21 protein-coding genes are annotated in these 21,194 nt (G+C 38.8%); 15 read left to right on the top strand and 6 right to left on the bottom strand.

All coding sequences use genetic code 11. The annotated features are described in order from the left end of the window. The first annotated feature begins 7 nt into the window (after positions 1 to 7). Together BFP77_RS15425 and BFP77_RS15420 are read left to right on the top strand one after the other, a co-directional pair. Positions 8 to 475: a low molecular weight protein-tyrosine-phosphatase gene (locus BFP77_RS15425; RefSeq protein ID WP_099574942.1), complete on the top strand. Its 468-nt coding sequence runs from the start codon at positions 8 to 10 to the stop codon at positions 473 to 475. Further along, complete coding sequence (locus BFP77_RS15420; protein WP_099574941.1) at positions 465 to 1,178, top strand: SAM-dependent methyltransferase; 714 nt, start codon at positions 465 to 467, stop codon at positions 1,176 to 1,178. The genes BFP77_RS15425 and BFP77_RS15420 overlap by 11 nt, the downstream gene beginning before the upstream one ends. 56 nt (positions 1,179 to 1,234) lie before the next feature. Here BFP77_RS15420 and BFP77_RS15415 read toward each other — a convergent pair whose 3' ends face one another. The 4 genes from BFP77_RS15415 to dapF form a co-directional block, all read right to left on the bottom strand. Next, on the bottom strand, positions 1,235 to 1,864 hold the full coding sequence (locus BFP77_RS15415) for a hypothetical protein (RefSeq protein ID WP_099574940.1): 630 nt from the start codon (positions 1,862 to 1,864) through the stop codon (positions 1,235 to 1,237). A gap of 146 nt (positions 1,865 to 2,010) precedes the next feature. Beyond that, positions 2,011 to 3,054 carry an endolytic transglycosylase MltG gene (mltG, locus tag BFP77_RS15410; RefSeq protein WP_099574939.1) on the bottom strand — a complete coding sequence of 348 codons (1,044 nt, stop codon included), beginning with the start codon at positions 3,052 to 3,054 and terminating at the stop codon, positions 2,011 to 2,013. After that, positions 3,054 to 3,578 (bottom strand): GNAT family N-acetyltransferase, encoded by a 525-nt coding sequence (locus BFP77_RS15405; RefSeq protein ID WP_099574938.1) that lies wholly within the window; start codon positions 3,576 to 3,578, stop codon positions 3,054 to 3,056. Before BFP77_RS15405 ends, mltG begins: the two co-directional genes overlap by 1 nt. Next, a complete protein-coding gene (gene dapF, locus BFP77_RS15400) occupies positions 3,572 to 4,348 on the bottom strand; it encodes a diaminopimelate epimerase (RefSeq protein WP_099574937.1) in 777 nt (258 codons plus the stop codon). The genes BFP77_RS15405 and dapF overlap by 7 nt, the downstream gene beginning before the upstream one ends. A gap of 127 nt (positions 4,349 to 4,475) precedes the next feature. Here dapF and BFP77_RS15395 point away from each other — a divergent pair, with 127 nt between their 5' ends. From BFP77_RS15395 to BFP77_RS15345, 11 genes are all read left to right on the top strand, one after another. After that, a complete protein-coding gene (locus BFP77_RS15395) occupies positions 4,476 to 5,876 on the top strand; it encodes a S1C family serine protease (protein WP_099574936.1) in 1,401 nt (466 codons plus the stop codon). A 123-nt stretch (positions 5,877 to 5,999) separates the two neighbouring features. Further along, on the top strand, positions 6,000 to 7,448 hold the full coding sequence (locus BFP77_RS15390; protein ID WP_099575130.1) for a glyceraldehyde-3-phosphate dehydrogenase: 1,449 nt from the start codon (positions 6,000 to 6,002) through the stop codon (positions 7,446 to 7,448). A 147-nt stretch (positions 7,449 to 7,595) separates the two neighbouring features. Beyond that, entirely contained in the window at positions 7,596 to 8,216 is a 621-nt protein-coding gene (locus tag BFP77_RS15385) for a tRNA (guanine-N1)-methyltransferase (RefSeq protein WP_099574935.1), read from the top strand. Between the two features lie 37 nt (positions 8,217 to 8,253). Beyond that, the gene (locus BFP77_RS15380; protein ID WP_099574934.1) at positions 8,254 to 8,694 is read left to right on the top strand and encodes a GNAT family N-acetyltransferase; all 441 of its coding nucleotides are present in this window, start codon (positions 8,254 to 8,256) and stop codon (positions 8,692 to 8,694) included. A gap of 21 nt (positions 8,695 to 8,715) precedes the next feature. Further along, positions 8,716 to 9,390, top strand: coding sequence for a tRNA (guanosine(37)-N1)-methyltransferase TrmD (trmD, locus tag BFP77_RS15375; protein WP_099574933.1), 675 nt, complete (start codon positions 8,716 to 8,718; stop codon positions 9,388 to 9,390). A gap of 127 nt (positions 9,391 to 9,517) precedes the next feature. Beyond that, positions 9,518 to 9,868, top strand: a complete 351-nt coding sequence (gene rplS / locus BFP77_RS15370) for a 50S ribosomal protein L19 (protein WP_099574932.1) — start codon at positions 9,518 to 9,520, stop codon at positions 9,866 to 9,868. Positions 9,869 to 10,505: 637 nt separating this feature from the next. Continuing rightward, positions 10,506 to 12,725 carry an NADP-dependent isocitrate dehydrogenase gene (locus tag BFP77_RS15365; protein WP_099574931.1) on the top strand — a complete coding sequence of 740 codons (2,220 nt, stop codon included), beginning with the start codon at positions 10,506 to 10,508 and terminating at the stop codon, positions 12,723 to 12,725. Positions 12,726 to 12,843: 118 nt separating this feature from the next. Continuing rightward, on the top strand, positions 12,844 to 15,243 hold the full coding sequence (locus tag BFP77_RS15360; protein WP_099574930.1) for a TonB-dependent receptor: 2,400 nt from the start codon (positions 12,844 to 12,846) through the stop codon (positions 15,241 to 15,243). A gap of 3 nt (positions 15,244 to 15,246) precedes the next feature. Continuing rightward, positions 15,247 to 16,104 carry a DUF4249 family protein gene (locus BFP77_RS15355; protein ID WP_099574929.1) on the top strand — a complete coding sequence of 286 codons (858 nt, stop codon included), beginning with the start codon at positions 15,247 to 15,249 and terminating at the stop codon, positions 16,102 to 16,104. A 25-nt stretch (positions 16,105 to 16,129) separates the two neighbouring features. After that, positions 16,130 to 16,993, top strand: coding sequence for a DUF4249 family protein (locus BFP77_RS15350; protein WP_099574928.1), 864 nt, complete (start codon positions 16,130 to 16,132; stop codon positions 16,991 to 16,993). Next, the gene (locus BFP77_RS15345; protein ID WP_099574927.1) at positions 16,990 to 17,217 is read left to right on the top strand and encodes a DUF6095 family protein; all 228 of its coding nucleotides are present in this window, start codon (positions 16,990 to 16,992) and stop codon (positions 17,215 to 17,217) included. The genes BFP77_RS15350 and BFP77_RS15345 overlap by 4 nt, the downstream gene beginning before the upstream one ends. 7 nt (positions 17,218 to 17,224) lie before the next feature. Here BFP77_RS15345 and BFP77_RS15340 read toward each other — a convergent pair whose 3' ends face one another. Further along, complete coding sequence (locus tag BFP77_RS15340; RefSeq protein ID WP_099574926.1) at positions 17,225 to 17,914, bottom strand: DUF4294 domain-containing protein; 690 nt, start codon at positions 17,912 to 17,914, stop codon at positions 17,225 to 17,227. A gap of 200 nt (positions 17,915 to 18,114) precedes the next feature. On the opposite strand from BFP77_RS15340, the gene BFP77_RS15335 reads away from it, so the two are divergent. Beyond that, on the top strand, positions 18,115 to 19,203 hold the full coding sequence (locus BFP77_RS15335) for a M42 family metallopeptidase (protein ID WP_099574925.1): 1,089 nt from the start codon (positions 18,115 to 18,117) through the stop codon (positions 19,201 to 19,203). 44 nt (positions 19,204 to 19,247) lie between these two features. Next, positions 19,248 to 19,796, top strand: coding sequence for an NUDIX hydrolase (locus BFP77_RS15330; RefSeq protein ID WP_099574924.1), 549 nt, complete (start codon positions 19,248 to 19,250; stop codon positions 19,794 to 19,796). On the opposite strand, the gene hisS is transcribed toward BFP77_RS15330, so the two are convergent. Next, positions 19,791 to 21,167 (bottom strand): histidine--tRNA ligase, encoded by a 1,377-nt coding sequence (hisS, locus tag BFP77_RS15325; RefSeq protein ID WP_099574923.1) that lies wholly within the window; start codon positions 21,165 to 21,167, stop codon positions 19,791 to 19,793. The two genes, BFP77_RS15330 and hisS, sit on opposite strands and share 6 nt — an antisense overlap. Between the last annotated feature and the right edge of the window lie 27 nt (positions 21,168 to 21,194).

The raw sequence follows: 21,194 nt of genomic DNA, 5'->3' as shown, positions 1-21,194 counted from the left end.
AATTTAGATGAAAAAGAGTGTTTTAATGGTATGCCTAGGAAATATTTGTAGGTCACCATTGGCGGAAGGTATTCTCAAAAATAAAGTGGATACATCAAATGTTTTTGTAGATTCCGCGGGTACAGCAGGCTATCATATAGGTAATGCGCCGGACCCAAGGTCTATTGCGGTAGCCAAGAAATATGGTATGGATATTAGCCAACAAAGGTGCCGGAAATTTACACCCAGTGATTTTGATAGCTTTGACATGATTTATGCTATGGACGAAAGCAACTATAATAATATCGTTCGTCTGGCTACAACTGCGGATGACATATCAAAAGTAAAATTGCTTTTAGAGGAATCGGACAGTGCTGAAACGGAGGTTCCCGACCCCTATTATGGTGAACATGATGGCTTTGAGATGGTGTATCACCTCATTGATAGCGCCTGTGCCAAAATTGCTGCAAAACTTGAAATAAATTATGGCCGATAAACTTGGAAAACTTTATTTGATACCTTCCACTTTGGGAGATATACCGCCATTGGAAGTATTGCCCATTTCCATTAAGAGAGCTATTGAGGAAATTGAACACTATATTGTTGAAAACGAAAAGACAGCACGCCATTTCATAAAAAAAATTAGCCCAAGAAAATCCCAACCATCCCTAAAGTTATTTGCACTCAATAAATTTACCGAGGCCTCTGAAATACCCAATTTTTTAGACCCCTGTCTAGAAGGTTACGATATGGGCATTCTTTCGGAAGCTGGTTGCCCAGGGGTAGCAGACCCTGGTGCTGCGGTGGTGAAAATAGCACACGAAAAGCATATTAAGGTAGTTCCTTTGGTAGGCCCCTCCTCTATCCTTCTTGCTTTGATGGCAAGTGGTCTTAACGGACAGAATTTTGCTTTTAACGGCTACCTACCGATAGATAGTTCGGATAGAAAAAAAGAAATTAAACGCTTGGAGAAAAAATCTAGGGAAGAAGCACAGTCGCAACTCTTTATAGAAACCCCTTATCGAAACAACAAGCTTTTAGAAGAACTACAGAAAACCTTGCTTCCCTCCACTATGGTATGTGTAGCTTGCGATATTACCTTGACCACAGAATATATTGCTACTAAATCCATTGCTCAATGGAAGCACGAGCATATCGATTTACACAAAAGACCCACTATCTTTATTATTCAAGCATAAAAAAACCCTGACAACTTAATGCCAGGGTTCCCCATTTTCATATCTAATTTAACTTTTTATATCCTTGGGTTTCTTACCGCTGTGACTACTGAGGTGTCGTATCCAGAAAACTTATGAATGTAGTTGGCTATGGATGTACCATAACCATCGGTCACATCTTTTTTTCCAAAAGAACGTAAGTACCGTTGCACGTTTCCTGGTCCTGCTAAGTGTGCCGCAGCCAAAATACCGGATTCCGTGATTTTTATTCCGTCGATATATTTACCCTGAAACCTTTTGATATCCCTTCTTAAAATCCATTTGTTCCGAGAAAGATTGATATCAAAAACCTTTTCCTGAAGCTGTGGATCACTTAAAAACTCCTTACCACTGTATACCCCTACCAAATTGAGCGTATTTATACCAAATTGATATTTGCCCAAGTACCCGTAGGTATTTACTACAAAATAATTACCTTGAGATTCCTTAAAAGCCAAGGCCTCTTTAAAACCAGTAAACCTACTCCCTAAAAAAGGAGGGATTACTTCTTGTTCATTAATTTGGCTATGTCGTTGGGGGTTTGCTACTAAAAATGCCTCACTTACCCGTAGTGCTTTTGGTACCTCTACTTTATTAAGGGTAAAGCCGTAGCTAGACAGAATAAATATTACGATAATCGGAAATGCATAATATATCCATTTTCTCATAACTTGCTTTTCTTAAGACTTATAGCATTAAAATTGCGTGCTTAAATTTCACAGTACAAAGTTATGTCGGAGAAAATGAGAGTTTGAGAAGTCTTTGTTAAATTAATACAGATTTAGTTAACATGTCTTAAAATTCCGATTATGGACTACCTGTTGATATTTTTACTATTAATCCATCGGATGTACTGCGCCTTATTCCGGTTGTGTTGCGCTAAATCCTCCGCAAACATGTGATATCCGAAGTTTTTAACATTTGCCACAAAATAATAATACTTATGTTTTTCGGCATTGAGGACACCATCAATGGCACTAATATCGGGCATTGTTATAGGTCCTGGAGGAAGACCACCATATTTATAGGTATTGTACGGCGATTCTAACTCAAAATCTTTGTATAGCACTCTTTTGATGACCAGACCAAAGTCATTGGCCTTCTTTTTTATTCCATAAATAAGGGTTGGGTCAGCTTGCAAGAGCATACCGGCTTTGAGTCTATTTAAATACACCCCGGCCACACGTGGCCGCTCATCTACCTTTGCACTTTCTTTATGTACTATGGATGCCAAAGTAATGACCTCGTTAGGTGTTAGTCCCAAAGTCTTTGCCTTTGCCATACGCTCCTTGTTCCAAAACTTTTTATACTCCTTGAGCATACGGGCCCTAAACCCTTCGGCCGTCGTATTCCAGAAGAACTCATAACTATTTGGAATATATAAGGAAATTTGGTTGGCCTCATTAAAACCATTGGACTCTAAAAAATCGTTATCCGTGAATACACGCAGTAGCGATACGCTGTCCGCTTCTATCTGCATAGCTACTCTACCGGCTAAATCCTCCACGCGTTCCTGATTGTTAAAGGCAACCTTCACGGGAATATTGTTCACTCTCAGGGTGTTTATAATATCATTGTTCGTCATTCCTTTCGCAATACGGTACTTCCCTCCCCGAACGTTTTGGGCATATCCTTTTCTTTCTGCGGCCGACTCGAACGCATCCAAATCTATCAGTATGGGTTCTAGGTTGGTCTTAACTTCTGCAAACGAGGCATCAGACGGAATATACACAAAGGCTTCCTCATTATTGAAGGCGGTATTGGGAGTGAAGAATACACTGTAGACCATATAGGCAAAGGCTCCCCCAGCCAAAAGACCGATTATTGCAATAGCTAGTAAAATACGTTTAATATACATTAGTGTTCTATCTTTTGAAATAAGACTTCATTTTTATATTCACCATCGGAGTAAATCCAATCCTTTTTTATACCTACACGTTCAAAACCAAGTTTTTGAAATAAATGAATACTTGCGCTGTTCTCCTCGAGAATATTGGCATAAACTTGTCGTAATCCAAGAGTTTTGAAGGCATAAGCGCAGAGTACCTGTAAGGATTCAAAACCAGCACCGTGATTTCTATCCGCCTTATCCAAAATAATGATTCCTACACCAGCTCTCTTGTTCTTAGGGTCAAAATCGAACAAGTCTATTAGCCCAATACGTTTATGGTCGGTATTACAAATTACCAGTCGTAACTGCTTTACATCATAAATGTCTCTATGGGCATTCTCTAGATAAAGTTCAAGAACATTTTTAGAATAAGGCGTAACGGTTCCGCTAATTTCCCAGACCGCAGTACTGTTCTCTAGTTTATATAAAAAATCAAGGTCCTCTTTCTCAAGAGCCCTGAGATATATGTGTTTTCCTTCTAACGTTACCAAGACACTTCTCCTTTAAAAACCTGTTTTGCGGCACCTTTGAGATAAATATTTTGGTAAACACCTTCCTCTAGCTCAAAGGATACCTCTAAGGCCCCTCCCAGGGCGTTGACCTTAACCGTATTTGATTTCGTTTTTCCTGAATTATGCATGCCTAAAGCTACTGCAGTAACCCCCGTGCCACATGATAGAGTTTCATCTTCTACACCTCTTTCGTAGGTTCTAATGGAAAATGAATCTGGTGTATCTTGTTGAACAAAATTGATATTTGAACCTGACTCACCATATAGTCCGTATCTGAGTTTTGCACCTTCTTTTACCACATTAACATCCTTAAGACCTGCTACCAATTGAACGTGATGAGGGGAGCCGGTATCCATAAATAAGGAATTGGTTTTTGATTTAATTTCCGTTACGTTCTGCATTTTCAGACTGACCAAATCTTTAGCTACAGTGGCTTCATGTAAACCGTCTACGGCCATAAATGCGGTATTCATATCGATTATACCCAAAAACTTGGCAAAAGCGACAATACACCGGCCTCCGTTGCCACACATGGAACCTTCTCTACCATCCGCGTTGAAATACACCATTCTAAAGTCTGTAGACGCATCATTCTCTAACAAAATCAACCCATCAGCACCAATACCAAATCTTCTATCGCATAGCTTCGCTATAAGCTTATAATCGTCCTTTGGAAATAAGGACTTTCGATTATCTATCATAACAAAGTCGTTCCCAGTCCCTTGATATTTAAAAAATGTTGTTTCCATGCCGTAGTTAAAGCAACAAAGATAGGATATTATTAAGGGTTTTTTGGCAGTTAAAAAGTCGTTAAATCACAATGAAAAATTATAATTTCAACTAATTTTACAAGGAATAAGTTAAAATTCAAAGCATATGAGAAGAATTGGAAGTCTATTGATAGTAGCAGTATTTGCAGGAGCCATAACTTTAGGGGCCTACAAATTCCTCTTCGAAAAGAATTCGTATACCGTTGTTGCGGCAGATGAAAACAGTTCCTTAATAAATACCAGCTTTACCCCTACTTCGGCAAAAGGTGCAGGTATCAATGAGGTAGATTTTACCTTGGCTGCGGAGAATACCGTGAATGCCGTGGTACACGTGAAGAACGTAACACTCGGTAAAAGTCCCAATAATATTTTTGATTTCTTCTACGGTTCTGGAGGAAGTAAGTCAGCTCCCCAGGTAGGAACAGGGTCCGGGGTTATTATCTCACAGGACGGCCATATCGTCACCAACAACCACGTCATTGCCAACGCAAGTCAATTGCAGGTTACCTTGAACAACAATAAAACCTATGATGCGCAGCTCGTGGGTAGTGACCCAAATTCCGATATCGCTCTGATAAAGATTGAAACCAATGAAAAGCTTCCTTACCTCGCCTTTGGAGATTCTGATAACACCAAAATTGGGGAATGGGTCTTAGCGGTTGGCAATCCTTTCAATTTAACATCGACCGTAACTGCGGGCATAGTTAGTGCCAAAGCGAGGAGCTTGGATACAAGGTCTAACCAATCCTTTATACAAACTGATGCTGCCGTAAATCCCGGAAATTCTGGCGGTGCTTTAGTGAATACCAACGGAGATTTAATTGGAATAAATACGGCCATTTCTTCACGTACAGGTTCTTATGTAGGGTACTCCTTTGCGGTTCCTAGTAATATCGCTAAAAAAGTAATCGATGATATCCTAGAGTATGGAAATGTACAGAAAGGTGTGCTAGGAATTAATGTGGCTCCCGTAAATACACCCTATGCCATAGAGAAAGGATTAAATGAGATAGAAGGGGTATACATATCCGGTATCGTTGAAGATTCTGGTGCGGAAGAGGCTGATTTGAGAGAAGGTGACATCGTAAAGATGATAGATAAAATAAAAATTAAGAAATACCCGGATTTAACGGGGTACTTAAGTACCAAAAGACCTGGAGATACGGTAGAGATGCTAATTGATAGAGACGATGAGGAGATTACGGTAGCAGTGACACTAAAAGAACGCCAAACGATTATTGTACCTGAAATGGGTATGGAAGTAAAAAATCTATCCGAAAAGGATAAAAAACAGTTTAAGACTAAAATCGGCGTTAAAATCACCGGTGTTCCAGAAAGATATAGAGGCTACGGTCTTGATGGAAAAGTTATTATCAAGGTAGACGACAAAGAGATTGAAAATATTACCGACGCGAAAAATGCCTTCGGGGGCATCTCCAGGTATGGTAAAACAGTTATTACAATGCTGAACGAAGATGGGGAAAGAGAACGACTGATATTTCAATAGATTATAAGCTATTGGTAAAAAAAAGCATCTGTTAAAAGCAGATGCTTTTTTAATGCGAAATTGTTACGAAAACGTTTGAAAATAGTAATTTTGCAAAAAAATATAACAACCTATACCCAAAATATGTCACGTAAAGTATCTTACGAAAAAGAGTTGGCCTTCCAGGCAGACAGAAGAAAAGCCACCACTGAGTTCATTAAAATTATAAGTGACCTTTGGTATGATAAGTCCATTGAAATAGTCCTTTTTAAAAACCAGGTCATTGACAGAAATGTTAGCGATATCATACACCTTCATGAATATGCGGGCGAGTTCGTTCAAAAACCTATTTCCATATTTGATTCTGTAGAACTTTTAAGGGCTATCAATGATTTAAAGCTTCCGCCCTCTAAATTGGATATTGGAAAATTAACGTATGAATATCACGCTGACGATAACAATTCCAACAACGTTAAAGCCTTCGTCATTGAAAAATTGAAGTCAGCAGCCGATTATGACGGGATTCAACCTAAAGATGTGGTACTTTACGGTTTTGGTAGAATTGGTCGTCTTTTGGCAAGGGAGTTAATGTCTAAAACAGGTAAGGGCAATCAAATGAGGCTCCGTGCCATAGTAGTAAGAGGTACAATGGATGAGGCTGTACTTGAGAAAAGAGCAAGTCTTTTACGAACGGATTCCGTTCATGGTAATTTTATGGGTACGGTGAGTATTGACAGCAAAAACAAGGCACTTATCATAAACGGCACTACGGTTCATGTCATAAATGCCAACCAACCCGAAGAAATAGATTATACCAAATATGGGATATGCGATGCACTAATTATTGACAATACTGGCGCTTTCAGAGATAAAAAAGCATTATCCCGGCACTTAAAGGCCAAGGGTGCCTGTAAGGTGCTTCTCACTGCTCCCGGCAAAGAAGTTCCCAACATTGTTCATGGCGTAAACCATTTGGAACATGATCCGGATACTACTAACATATACTCCGCTGCTTCCTGTACCACCAATGCCATTACACCAATATTGAAAGTTGTGGAAGATTCGCTGGGTATCAGAAAGGGACATTTAGAAACCATACACGCTTATACCAATGACCAGAACCTAGTAGATAACATGCATGGCAAATACCGACGTGGACGCGCCGCCGGTCTTAACATGGTCATTACAGAAACCGGTGCGGGAGAAGCGGTAGCGAAAGCCTTACCCGCTTTAAAGGGTAAGCTAAGCTCCAATGCCATAAGGGTTCCCGTACCCAATGGTTCTTTGGCTATTCTAAACTTAGACCTTAAAAATAAAACTTCCTTAAGTGGCATCAACACTATTCTTAAGAAGTATGCTCTGGAGGGAGATTTGGTAGAGCAGATAAAATACTCCCTAAGTAAGGAGTTAGTATCGTCGGACATCGTAGGTACTTCTGCACCTTCTATATACGACAGCAAGGCGACACTAGTATCGGATAACGGGAAAAACCTTATTCTGTATATCTGGTATGATAACGAATATGGCTACTCCCACCAAGTAATCAGATTAGCTAAATATATTTCTAAAGTTAGAAGGTATACCTATTATTAAAATTTAAAATTAAGACGTCCACTTCCCCTAGTTGAAACGTACGTTTAAAGAGGCGAATAAGGTTTACCCGTTTTTTTTTCTTAATTGATTTTATTCAATTACTTTAGTTCTCTCTAAATCATTATTTAACGGCAATTTTTTTATAAAATGAAAATCACGAGACTATTATATGTTTTGACGGTCCTACTTACTGTTAACATCGATTATGGGCAAGATTCTACTGAAGAGCAAAAATTATCATTAAACGAAGGACCCATAAGCCAGCAGTTTGATTATATCTCTAAACGTTCTGGTAATTATAGAGCAGATGGCGTCAGGTACGAAGTGGTCAAAGAATCCAACCTCTATAAAATCAGGAAAAATGTACTGGATTCCATCGCCGTAATGAACAAGAAAACGGCGGAATTAAAATCGACCATATCCGGTCATGAAACCACAATTACTTCCTTGAATAAAAAACTTGAGGAAACGACCACTAATTTAACGGCTGTTACAGAAGAAAAGGATAGTATGTCCTTTTTAGGGATACAGGTATCCAAAGGAACTTACAATATTATTCTCTGGACTATTATAGCCGGACTATTTTTACTTTTAGGATTATTCGTTTATAAATTCAGAAATAGTAATATCTTAACACAAGAGGCCAAGCAGAATCTTTCTGAACTGGAATTGGAATATGAAGATCACCGAAGAAGGGCGCTAGAACGAGAACAGAAAATCAGTAGGCAGTTACAGGACGAAATAAACAAACAGAAAAAACCTAAATAATATTTTAGCTCCTTTTAAAGGAGCTTTTTTATACGTTATGATTACTATAAAACAAGCCGACTTATTGGATTTGGAGGATGTAGTTCCCCTGTTTGATCTATATCGTGTGTTTTACTATCAACCATCGAATCAGGAAGCAGCGACCGAATTCTTAAAAGATAGGATTACCAAACAGGAGTCCGTTATTTTTATCGCTTATGAAAAGGCGATTCCTGTAGGGTTTACGCAACTATATCAAACTTTCTCTTCAGTATCCTTGCAACCGTATCTTATTCTGAACGACTTATTTGTTCTGAAAAATCACCGTCAAAAGAAAGTAGGGTCACAACTTCTCGAAAGCGCTAAAAAGTATTGTAGGGAAAAAGGGCAAAAAGGATTGGCCATGGAGACCGCAATTGACAACCCTGCGCAAAAGCTTTACGAGAAACTGGAGTGGAAAAAGGATTCTCATTGTTTTCATTATTTTTGGACAGCCTAAAATTAAATCCTTTAAAGAAATATGCGAATCGATATCATAACGGTGTTACCTGAGTTGTTAAGAAGTCCGTTTGACGCCTCTATTCTAAAAAGAGCCATTGACAAAAATCTTGTTGAAGTTCATTTTCATAATATTAGGGATTATACCGAAAAAAGTTATAATCAGGTGGACGATTATCAATTTGGTGGTGGCGCTGGTATGGTGCTCATGATAGAACCTATTGATAAGTGCATCACCGCCCTAACCGAACAAAGAGACTACGACGAGGTAATCTATATGACTCCTGACGGAGAGCGGTTAAATCAAAAAATTTCGAATAACTTATCACTCTTAAAAAATATTATCATTTTATGTGGTCATTATAAAGGTGTTGACCAGAGAGTCAGGGATAGGTTCATAACTAAAGAAATTTCTATTGGCGATTACGTTCTTTCAGGGGGCGAGCTGGGTGCCGCCGTACTTTGTGATACAATCATACGATTACTCCCGGGCGTGCTTAACGATGAGACCTCGGCATTAACGGATAGCTTTCAAGATGGTCTTTTGGCACCACCGGTATACACAAGACCATCAGAATATAAGGGCATGAAAGTGCCTGAGGTATTGTTGAGTGGCAATTTTGGAAAAATAGAACAATGGCGAGAAGAACAGGCGCATTTAAGAACGGAAGCACTGAGGCCGGACCTATTAGAATAGACAACCCTTAAAAATCTTATAAAAATACTTGTAGGTTCTAATTTTAGAACTATTTTTGCACACTGTTAAATCAACCTCTGACGAAAATCGTGAAAGTTGTTTTGATTCAATTCCAATTTAAAAGACAATGGAATCACTAATAAAATATGTACAGGACGAATTCGTAACAAAAAAAGAATTCCCAAAATTTTCCGCAGGAGATACCCTAACGGTTTATTATGAAATTAAAGAAGGTGAGAAAACACGTACGCAGTTCTTTAAAGGAGTCGTAATACAACGAAGAGGGTCTGGTACAACGGAAACGTTTACAATAAGAAAAATGTCTGGTACCGTAGGTGTTGAACGTATATTTCCGGTCAACTTACCTGCACTACAGAAAATAGAGGTCAATAAGAAAGGTAAAGTTCGAAGATCACGTATTTACTACTTTAGAGGCTTAACCGGTAAGAAAGCTAGAATTAAAGAAGTAAGGTCTTAAACTTAGCGAAACGATAAACAAAAACACCAACCTAGAGTTGGTGTTTTTTTATGAACATTTGTGAACAACTATGGTTCATAAGGTGTTGATTATTAATTTTTTACGAAATACTACTCCTTATTATTTTTTTGTATCTTTAAATATGAACAAAGAGAAACATCGCTAAGGATGTAACTGATGTTCATTATAGAGTTTACGTTCTTTACATTATTGTTCAACTGTAAAGCATAGCATCTTCCATAGGAAGAATATATGCCTACGGTGATTAATAGCTCAAAAGCTGTCGCCTTTGAAGCGCATTATGGATGTAAAAAAAATAATGAAAACTAAATTTTAAATTGCATTAAGACAATAAGAAAAAATCGGAGCTGTTGCTTGGTGTACTACTGAAGAACAGAAACATTTCACAACGTTGAATTAGTGATGCAGAGGCAATCAATGGTTGCCGTTTCAATTTAAATGTTGGGACAAAAGTCTGTAAGCTATTTCTAAAAAGCCATATCAATGTACTTGTACAATGATATGGCTTTTGTCATTTAAAGAATCTAACAAAATCACCAAATATTCAGCATCACCCAATTATAGATAGGCTAGATAATATTGTATCTTTGCTCCGCTTGAAATAAAACTAACACGCATGTCCAAAATTTTTTATACCAAAACCGACGAAGCGCCTGCTTTGGCAACGGTTTCTTTTCTTCCTATCATCGAAGCTTTTACTAAAACTTCCGGAATAACGATAGAAACTAAAGATATTTCCTTAGCAGGAAGAATTTGCGCCATATTCCCTGATTGTCTAACAGCTGAACAACGTGTAACCAATGATTTAGAAGAACTTGGTACAATGGCAAAGCTTCCCGAGGCGAATATTATAAAACTACCGAACATCAGTGCCTCCATACCACAGCTTAAAGAGGCCATTGCAGAATTACAACAAAAGGGTTATAACGTGCCCAACTACCCGGATGATCCGCAGAATGAATCCGAAAAAGAAATAAAATCCAAATATGACAAAATTAAGGGCAGTGCCGTTAACCCTGTGCTGCGTGAGGGGAATTCTGATCGCCGTGCACCAAGGGCCGTAAAAAACTACGCAAAACAGAATCCACATACAATGGGCGCATGGAGCTCCGACTCCAAGACACATGTGGCCACGATGTCGCAGGGTGATTTTAAATCCAATGAAAAATCCCTAACACTAGGCAAGGCCGCAAACGTTAAAATTGTACTACACAAATCTAATGGTGAATCAACGCTTTTGAAAGATAAAGTTGAGCTACAGGAAAAGGAAATCATAGATGCCACGGTGATGAGTAAAAAGGCGTTGTTGGCATTCTTAAAAGAACAGGTCAAGGATGCCAGAGAAAAAGGAGTGCTCTTCTCGGTACACATGAAAGCAACGATGATGAAAGTTTCCGACCCCATTATTTTTGGTCATGTACTGGAAACGTTTTTGGCTCCGCTTTTTGAAAAACATGCTGCGACTTTCAATGCACTTGGGGTTAAGCCTAATGACGGACTTGAAAATCTTTACACCAAATTGGAAGGGTTGCCTGCCAACGAACGTAAAGAAATAGAAAAAGATATAGCGGATATTTTGAATGAAGGTCCGGCATTAGCTATGGTCAATTCTGACAAAGGCATAACCAACTTACATGTTCCGAGTGATGTTATTATTGATGCTTCTATGCCCGCTATGATACGGAACTCCGGAAAAATGTGGAATGCCGAGGGTGAATCCCAAGATACAAAAGCGGTTATTCCAGATAGTAGTTATGCCGGTATCTACGACGCCACTATAGAATTTTGCAAGGCAAACGGCGCCTTTGACCCCACTACCATGGGAACCGTTCCCAATGTTGGTCTAATGGCACAAAAAGCTGAAGAATACGGTTCGCATGATAAAACATTCGAAATAAAGGATAGTGGTACAGTAAGTGTCGAGGATTTGGCAACGGGAGAAGTATTACTGCAACATACCGTAGAAACCGGAGATATATGGCGCATGTGCCAAGTTAAGGATGCGCCGATTCAAGATTGGGTAAAACTTGCGGTAGGCAGAGCTAGGGCCACGAACGATCCTGCGATTTTTTGGTTGGATGAAGCGCGGGCACACGATGCGGAGTTGATTAAAAAAGTGAATTTGTACCTAAAGGATCATGACACTACAGGTCTGGACCTAAAAATCATGTCTCCCATCAAGGCTACGACCTATACCTTAAAAAGGATTAAAGAAGGTAAGGACACCATTTCAGTATCCGGTAATGTTCTAAGGGACTATCTAACAGATTTATTCCCGATTTTAGAAGTTGGCACCAGTGCCAAAATGTTATCCATAGTGCCGTTGATGAACGGCGGGGGATTATTTGAAACCGGTGCAGGTGGCTCGGCTCCAAAACACGTAGAGCAATTTATCGAAGAAGGTCATTTACGTTGGGATTCTTTGGGGGAGTTCCTAGCGCTAGGTGTTTCGTTGGACTTTTATGGTGATAAGAATAACAATACAAAAGCCAAGATTCTGGGCGACGCTTTGGATACGGCCACAGAAAAATTTCTCCTGAACGATAAATCACCCTCTAGAAAAGTAAAAGAGCTAGACACCAGAGGTAGTCATTTTTATTTAGCCATGTACTGGGCAGAAGCACTTGCTGAACAGCACAAGGATATGGAACTAAAGACCATTTTCGAAAAAATTGATAAAGCCATTAAGGAAAAGGAACAACAGATATTGACCGAGTTGATAGATGCTCAAGGAAGTGGCCAGAATATTGGTGGTTATTATATCCCAGACGCAGCATTGGTCTCAAAGGCCATGCGCCCTAGTGCTACGTTCAACGAGATTTTAGATATGATATAAGTTAAAATATATCAAACTCAAAAAAAGGTCCGCTTCTTTAGCGGACCTTTTTTTTATTGAAAAACTGTTAAGGTTTTCAAACGTCTCACATTTCTGTTTATTTTTAAAAAAACTTTGAATGAATAACCTTAAAAGTCTTCTCCTCGGACTATCTTTTTTTTCCCTAATTACAATAACGGCCCAACAAAAGTATACCCTCAGTGGCACAATTACTGAGGAGAACAGTAACGAAACCCTAATAGGCGTAACCATTGCCTTTCCAGAGTTGCGTACAGGCGTTACCACTAACGAATATGGCTTTTACTCCATAACACTTCCAGAAGGTGAGTATCAAGTTTTGGTAAGCTATTTAGGTTTTAAGGAAATTGTGCAGAACATTGCTTTAGATAAAGACACCAAAATCGATTTTAAGCTCACTGAAGAGGCTGAACAGCTAGAGGAAGTTGTGGTTACCGAGAATGTGGAAAAAATGGATATTAGAAAACCCCAGATGAGTGTAAACACCTTATCCGTGAGCACCATAAGAAAAATACCTGTAATCCTTGGAGAAGCGGATGTTATAAAATCCATTCTCCTATTGCCGGGTGTAACCAACGCAGGTGAAGGGGCCTCTGGTTTTAATGTACGTGGTGGCGCGGTTGACCAAAATCTTATTCTTTTGGATGAAGCCATCATTTTCAATTCTTCACATCTTTTTGGATTCTTTTCTGTTTTTAACCCTGATGCCATTAAAGATATTAAACTGTATAAAGGTGGGATTCCAGCCAGATATGGAGGTAGGGTTTCCTCGGTTTTGGATATTTTTCAAAAAGAAGGTAATAGCAGGGAACTTAAAGTGAATGGTGGTATTGGTGCGGTAGCCAGTAGACTTTTGGTCGAGGGTCCAATAAAGAAGGATAAGGCGGCTTTCTTAATCGGTGGAAGAGCGTCCTATGCGCATTTATTTTTACCGCTCTTTGATGTTGATAATACCGCCTATTTCTTTGATTTGAACACTAAATTAAATTATAAGCTGAATGCAAATAATAATATTTTTCTCTCCGGTTATTTTGGTCGAGACGTTTTTGGCATAAACGATAGTTTTGTTAATACCTATGGGAATACCGTAGCCAATTTTAGATGGAACCATTTATTCTCCGATAAATTATTTTCCAACCTATCCTTAATATATTCTGATTACTATTACGGTCTTAAATTGGATTTTGTAGGCTTTAACTGGAATTCTGGAATTCGAAATTTTAATGTAAAATACGACCTCAAGCACTATGTGAACGATAAATTACAGATCAACTACGGTCTTAACAATATCTATTACCAATTTAATCCGGGCAAAATTGAGCCTAGTAATTCGGAATCCGGAATTCTTGAGGAACAGCTTACTCAAAAATATGCTAATGAATTTGCCGCCTATATCGATGTGGAGCATCGGGTGACGGAAAATCTTAGCTTAGGTTATGGCTTACGTTTCAGTAATTTTATACGACTAGGGCAAGATGAACTTAATATTTATGAAAATGACAATCCAGTGTTATTTGACCCATTTCTACTCATTTATCAAGAGGCGGAGCCGATAGAGGTAATTAATCCCGGTAGAGGCGGTAGCCTTGCCACCTTCAGTAATTTTGAACCAAGGGCCTCTCTAGCATATACTTTCAACTCTAAAAGTTCGATAAAAGCGAGTTATACCCGTTTGGCTCAGTACCTGCATTTACTTTCTAACACCAGCTCCCCTACTCCTTTGGATGTTTGGACACCCAGTGGCCCTTTTGTAGAACCCCAACTTTTGGACCAATACGCTCTTGGTTATTTCAGGAATATAAACGATGGGGAGTATTCAATAGAATCGGAAGTTTTTTATAAAGACATACAGAATAGGATAGATTATATTGACGGGGCAAATCTTATAGCAAACGACGCCATAGAGCAAGTTATTCTCAATGGGGAGGCGAGAGCTTACGGTTTGGAATTCCTACTTCGTAAAAATGAAGGTAGATTTCAAGGGTGGCTGGCCTATACCTTATCAAAATCAGAACAAAGAACACCAGGAAGGCCTGCGGTTGAAGATAATGGTAGAAGTAACTTAGAAAGTGGAATAAACTTGGGGCAATGGTACAACACCCCTTACGACAAAACACATGATGTCTCCCTTTTTGCGAGTTATGAACTCAACAAGAAATGGAGTTTTAACACCAATTTCGTTTATCAAACAGGGCAACCGACCAATTATCCTGTTGGACAATTTGAATTTCAGGGACTGACCATACCTTATTTTGGGCTTAGAAACGAGGAACGTCTGCCTGACTATCACCGTATTGATGTATCGGCCACTTTAACACCTAAGAAAAATGCCAACAGAAAAGTACAGGGAGAATGGATTTTTAGTATTTACAATTTATACAATAGACGTAATGCGGCATCTATTAATTTTAGAAGAAATCAGGACACGGGGGTTAATGAGGCCATAAGAACTTCCATATTCGGAGTAGTGCCTGCAGTAACTTATAATTTTAAATTTTAAAAGATGAAAAGATTGGTATATATTCTAATGGCTACGTTTAGTTTTTTGGCCTGTGAAGATGTCATTGAGATAGAGACGCCGTCGGAGCCTCCCAGATTAAGTGTGGATGCTCTGATACGCATACAGGATAGCTCCGCCATAACCAACATTCAGGTTAAAGTAAGACTTACGAGCTCTTTTTTTGAACCCACTCCCGTTGCTAATCTAGAACAGATTACAGTGACCAATTTAGATGCCTCTACCGATATGGCGGGGAATGTTATGGTGCTGATAGAAGAAGAACCTGGAAGTGGTATTTATGAAAAAACTGTTGATAATAGCCTTCTGACCGAAGGTAGACTTCTTTTGAGTATAAATTATGAAGATGATATTTACGTAGCGCGTACGGAATACGTGCCAACAGTACCCATTGCCAGTTTAGCTCAAGGTACAGAAACACTCTTTAGTGGGGATGAAACGGAAATCATTGTCTCTTTTAATGATGATGCGGAACGTGATGACTTTTATATATTCGATTTTGATTTTAATGAATACTTGGTTACCGAAGACGAATTTTACCAGGGACAAACATTTGAATTCTCCTATTTCTACGATAATGAATTGAATGCTGGTGATGAAGTGGCTATTAATATTCTTGGTGCCGATGAAGGGTTTTACAACTACATGAATCAGCTTATTGTGCAAGCTGGAGGTGATCAGGGACCTTTCCAAACGCCGTCTGCAACCGTTCGTGGCAACATTATCAATGCCAGTAACATTGATAACGAAGAGGTTTTTGACAATGTGGGACAACCAGAAAATTTTGTGCTGGGTTACTTTGCCGTTGTGCAACAATTCTCAAGAACCATTACTATAGAATAACCTTTTGGATGCGATACCATAGCTTATGAGAAACTTGGCTGTATTTCTAGTTTTTGTATTAGTACTGTCCGGTTGCGAAGATGTAGTGGAAATAAGTTTACCCGAAACGAGACATAGGCTAGTTGTGGAAGCACTAATACCTGTAAACACCTCATTGAATACGATACCAATTGAAGTAAAGGTTAGTCTCACCAATTCATTTTTCGAGACCATACCTGTTGCCAACCTTTCACAAATTACCATAACCAATTTGGGAAATGGAACAGATCCAGATGACAGTAATAGTTTTGTTATATTGATAGAGCAAGAGGAAGATAGTGGCATATATAGAGGTGAAGTTGGGACCGAATTTTTGACAGACGGAGAATTGATTCTTCAATTACGTTATCAGGATAGACTCTATTTTTCCAGAACCAGATATGTTCCCACCGTGCCTATTGATAGCCTCGTACAAGGCACAAATAGTTTTAATGACGACGACGAATTAGAAATAATCATACATTATACGGATAAAGAGGATAGAAAGGACTTTTACCTTTTTAATTTTGGGGGTAATACTTTTCAAACTACAGAGGACACTTTTTATCAAGGACAATCCTTTTCCTTCTCTCATTTTTACGAAAATACCATTGAACCTGAGCAGGAGATAATTATTAAAATTATGGGCATAGACCAAGCTTATTATAATTTTATGAATGTTGTGTTGGAACAGAGCAGTGGAGAATTCGATATTTTTGAAACACCCGTTAGTACGGCACGTGGTAATATTTTTGATGTTACGGATATTGACAACGATGATTTTTTCGACAACGTAAATCAGCCTGACAATTTTCCTCTTGGTTATTTTGCTATATTCCAACAATATTCAGAGCGCATTATAAAAGAATGAGGAGAACCAATAAAGATATATTAGTAAAGGGTGTTAAGCAGTTAGCCTATACGGTAATGCTTATGTTTTTAGCTCCTATAGTCATATGGCAAGCTTTTAAGAATGAAGACCATCCTTTTTACTGGCCTGTTTTAGTAGTCGGGATACTTTTAGCGATAGCCGCCATTGGAATGGGTTTTAGGGGAATCAAAACAATTATGAACTCTCTATTTGGAAAGAAGTAATGTAACCTTAACTCTTGGGTTTGGGTTTTTTCTTCCATTTATTGGATAGATCCGCATAATTATAGTCCAAGACAGATTCTTGACGCTCTAACTTTCCAGCTGCAAAAGCGCGTTGCAATATGTCCTCAATAAGGTAATCTTCCTCTATTTTATCTGGATGAAATTCCTCCTTTATGCTAATCTTAAAAAGTTTGGCAGTGGTATTGTACCAGAACGCCCTCCATCCACTCCTAAGCTCCTTTACTAAGTCAAATGCAGTGGTACCCGTTTGCCGGTAGATAAGCTTTACGAGGATTTGTCCTTCTGTTCTTGTTAATTTCTTTAGTTCCTCGGAAAATTCTTCCTCAATGTATTTCTGAACCTTCTTCGTATATTTTTTACGTTTCCCTTTTCTTTTGATATACTTCAGACTATCGTTCAATTCTACCAAACGTTCTGCGGCCAGTTTGGCATACGGATATACTTTTTGTGTTTTCCTACGCAGAATATAGTACCGTAGCTTTTCATCATAAGAGCTAAATTTCAGCCTTCCAAAAACGTAAGCCTCTTCCAAGGCTATGGAACTTTGAACGATAGAATCTCCTTCAATGATTATCAATTTCTCAGAAACCGAATCCAAAGGTTGTTCTGCCACCTGACCTGTAGCATTACCTATTAGTAGTAAATCTAGAAATAAGAACCAAAAACCTTTTTTCATAATCCGTTTAAAGCAAAAGCCTTGCCAAAATTAATGATAATTCAGAAAGCATAGTATTCAAAAACAAGCGAATATTGCTAAGTTTGTATGTAAATTACCTTGTAAAAAGTTTACAGGGTATTGGAAAGGAAGATATCGTATAGTTCCTAGGTATTCCTTGGAGCATTTTTAATCTCAACTATCGAGTAAACAAATTATATATGGCCAAAAAAAACATTATCACAAAAAAGTCCCTAGAGTTTTTTGAAAAATACCTGAACAATGCTTCCCCTACGGGTTATGAGTGGGAAGGACAGAAATTATGGATGAACTATCTAAAACCCTACGTGGATACTTTTATTACCGATACGTACGGTTCTGCAGTGGGAGTGATAAATCCTGATGCCGAATTTAAAGTGGTCATCGAGGGACATTCCGATGAAATATCTTGGTATGTAAATTATATTACAGACAACGGCTTACTTTATGTTATCCGCAATGGTGGTAGTGATCACCAAATAGCACCTTCCAAATGGGTAAATATCCATACGAAGAACGGAATTGTAAAAGGTGTTTTTGGCTGGCCGGCCATCCATACCCGAAAGAGCGGTAAGGAAGAACCACCGAAATTGGATAATATTTTTATAGATATTGGAGCAAAGGATAAAAAAGAAGTGGAGAAAATGGGCGTTCACGTAGGATGTGTCATTACCTATCCGGACGAGTTCCATATATTGAACAAAGATAAATTCGTTTGTAGGGCCATAGATAATCGAGCTGGAGGCTTCATGATTGCAGAGGTAGCGCGTTTATTACATGAAAACAAAAAAGAGCTTCCTTTTGGACTCTATATCACCAACTCCGTACAGGAAGAAATTGGTTTGCGCGGTGCGGAAATGATTACACAGACCATTAAGCCTAATATTGCTATCGTAACGGATGTGTGCCATGATACCACTACCCCATTAATCGATAAAAAGGTTCAGGGACATACTGAAATTGGTGCGGGACCTGTAATTTCTTATGCTCCCGCCGTACAGAACAAACTTAGGGAACGTATCATAGACACTGCCGAAAAAAATAAAATCCCTTTTCAACGTATGGCAGCTTCAAGGTCAACAGGAACGGATACGGATGCTTTTGCCTACAGTAATGGAGGTGTTGCGTCGGCTTTGATTTCCCTGCCTTTGAGATATATGCATACCACTGTTGAAACCGTTCACAGGGATGATGTTGAAAATGTAATACGGCTTATTTACGAAACGCTACTGAACATAAAGGAAGGTGAAACTTTTAGCTATTTTGACTAAAGAACCCTCTTAAATTCTCCCTAAGGAAAGGATGTTACCGATCTATGGACGAACTACTAGACATTTTAGATTCCAAAGGAGATTATACTGGAAAAATTGAATTGAAGTCCCAGGCGCATCGCATGGGACTTTTTCATGCTACCGTACATGTCTGGTTCTATACCAAAGATGGTGCTATCTTAATTCAACAACGTGGAGAAAAAAAGGACACATACCCCTTGCTTTGGGATGTTTCCGTCGCAGGCCATATTGGTGCAGGAGAAGAAATCGAAATTTCTGCGGTTAGGGAAGTAGCAGAGGAAATAGGTTTACCGATTAAGAAGGAACAATTAAAGAAATTAGGTGTTTTTAAATCTGTTCAGAAACATCATGAAAATCTCATAGATTGCGAATTCCATCAAACCTTTATTTGTGAACTTCAGCTACCACTACATCAGTTAAAAAAACAGGATAGTGAGGTAGCGGCATTAAACTTGGTTTTAATCGATAAATTTCATGAAGAAATTCAAAATAATGAACGGCTAAAAAAGTACGTTCCTCACGAATCTTCTTATTTTAAGCGAGTAATTAAAGCCATTAGACAACAACTATAAACTATCTATAAAACGTTGAGTCTCTTGTAATTTATAGATTTTCTGTTCTCCGCTTTCCATATTTTTAACTACGAAAGACTGATTCGTCAATTCTTTTTCTCCTAACAAAATTACATAGGGAACCCTGCGGTTATTCGCGTATTTAAACTGTTTTTGAATTTTAGCATCCGTAGGATATAAGTCTGCTTTTAAACCTGCCTTTCTCAAAACTGTGGTTAATTTAAGAGCGGCCATACTTTCTCTAGCACCAAAATTGAGACAGAGCACATCTAGCGATTGGTCTATGGCTTCTGGAAAAAGGTTCAATTCCTCCAACACCAAATAGATACGGTCCAAGCCAAAAGATATTCCGACTCCGCTCACGTCTTTTAGCCCAAAAATACCGGTAAGGTCGTCATAACGACCACCACCACCTATAGAGCCCATGGCGACACCTTCAGGAGCTGCTACTTCGAAAATAGCTCCCGTATAATAATTAAGTCCCCTAGCTAGGGTCACGTCTATGGTTAATTGAGCTGACTGCAGACCTAGCTCAGCAATAGCCTCAAAAATAGAACGTAATTCAGCTACGCCCTTACTCCCTTCCTCAGATTCGCTCAGGAGGTCTGACAGGCTGTCCAATTGCTCCGCGTTGCTACCTTTTAAAGAGAATAATGGAGCTGCCTTTTGAATAGCGGTTTCAGCAATGCCTTTGGCCCACATCTCTTTCTTAACGCCCTCCTCTCCTATTTTATCCAATTTATCAAGCGCTACCGTAAAATCTATCAGTTGGTGCTTTGCGCCTATGATTTCAGCGATACCGGATAGAATTTTACGATTGTTCATCTTAATGGTAACCCCATTTAAACTTAAATCGGAAAATACGGTATCATATAATTGAATCAGCTCTACTTCCTGTAACAAGGAATCGAAACCTACGACATCTGCATCACACTGAAAGAATTCTCTAAATCTTCCTTTTTGGGGCCTATCCGCTCTCCATACCGGTTGAATTTGATAACGCTTGAACGGGAAATCCAGCTCATTTTGATGCATTACCACATAACGTGCAAAAGGTACGGTCAAGTCATAACGAAGGGCTTTTTCCGAAATTTTTGGAGATAAGGTATTCGAATTTTTAGAACTATAAGTTACATCATCGACTTTGCTTATAAAATCCCCCGAGTTCAAAATCTTAAAAATTAGCCTATCCCCTTCTTCTCCGTACTTCCCCAATAGAGTGTCCGAGTTTTCAAAAGAAGGAGTTTCAATGGGTTGATATCCAAAAGTTTGGAAATTTTTTTTGACAATGTCAAAGATATAGTTGCGCTTGCTAACTTCGGACGGGGTAAAATCCCTTGTGCCTTTGGATATGGATGGTTTCTGTGGCATGAAATAAAATTCTCTTGCAAATATAGT

The sequence above is a fragment of the Maribacter sp. 4U21 genome, from assembly GCF_002742365.1.
Lineage (GTDB): Bacteria > Bacteroidota > Bacteroidia > Flavobacteriales > Flavobacteriaceae > Maribacter.
Note: the sequence above shows the minus strand (reverse complement) of the source record. Positions and strands in the feature narration are given on the sequence as shown.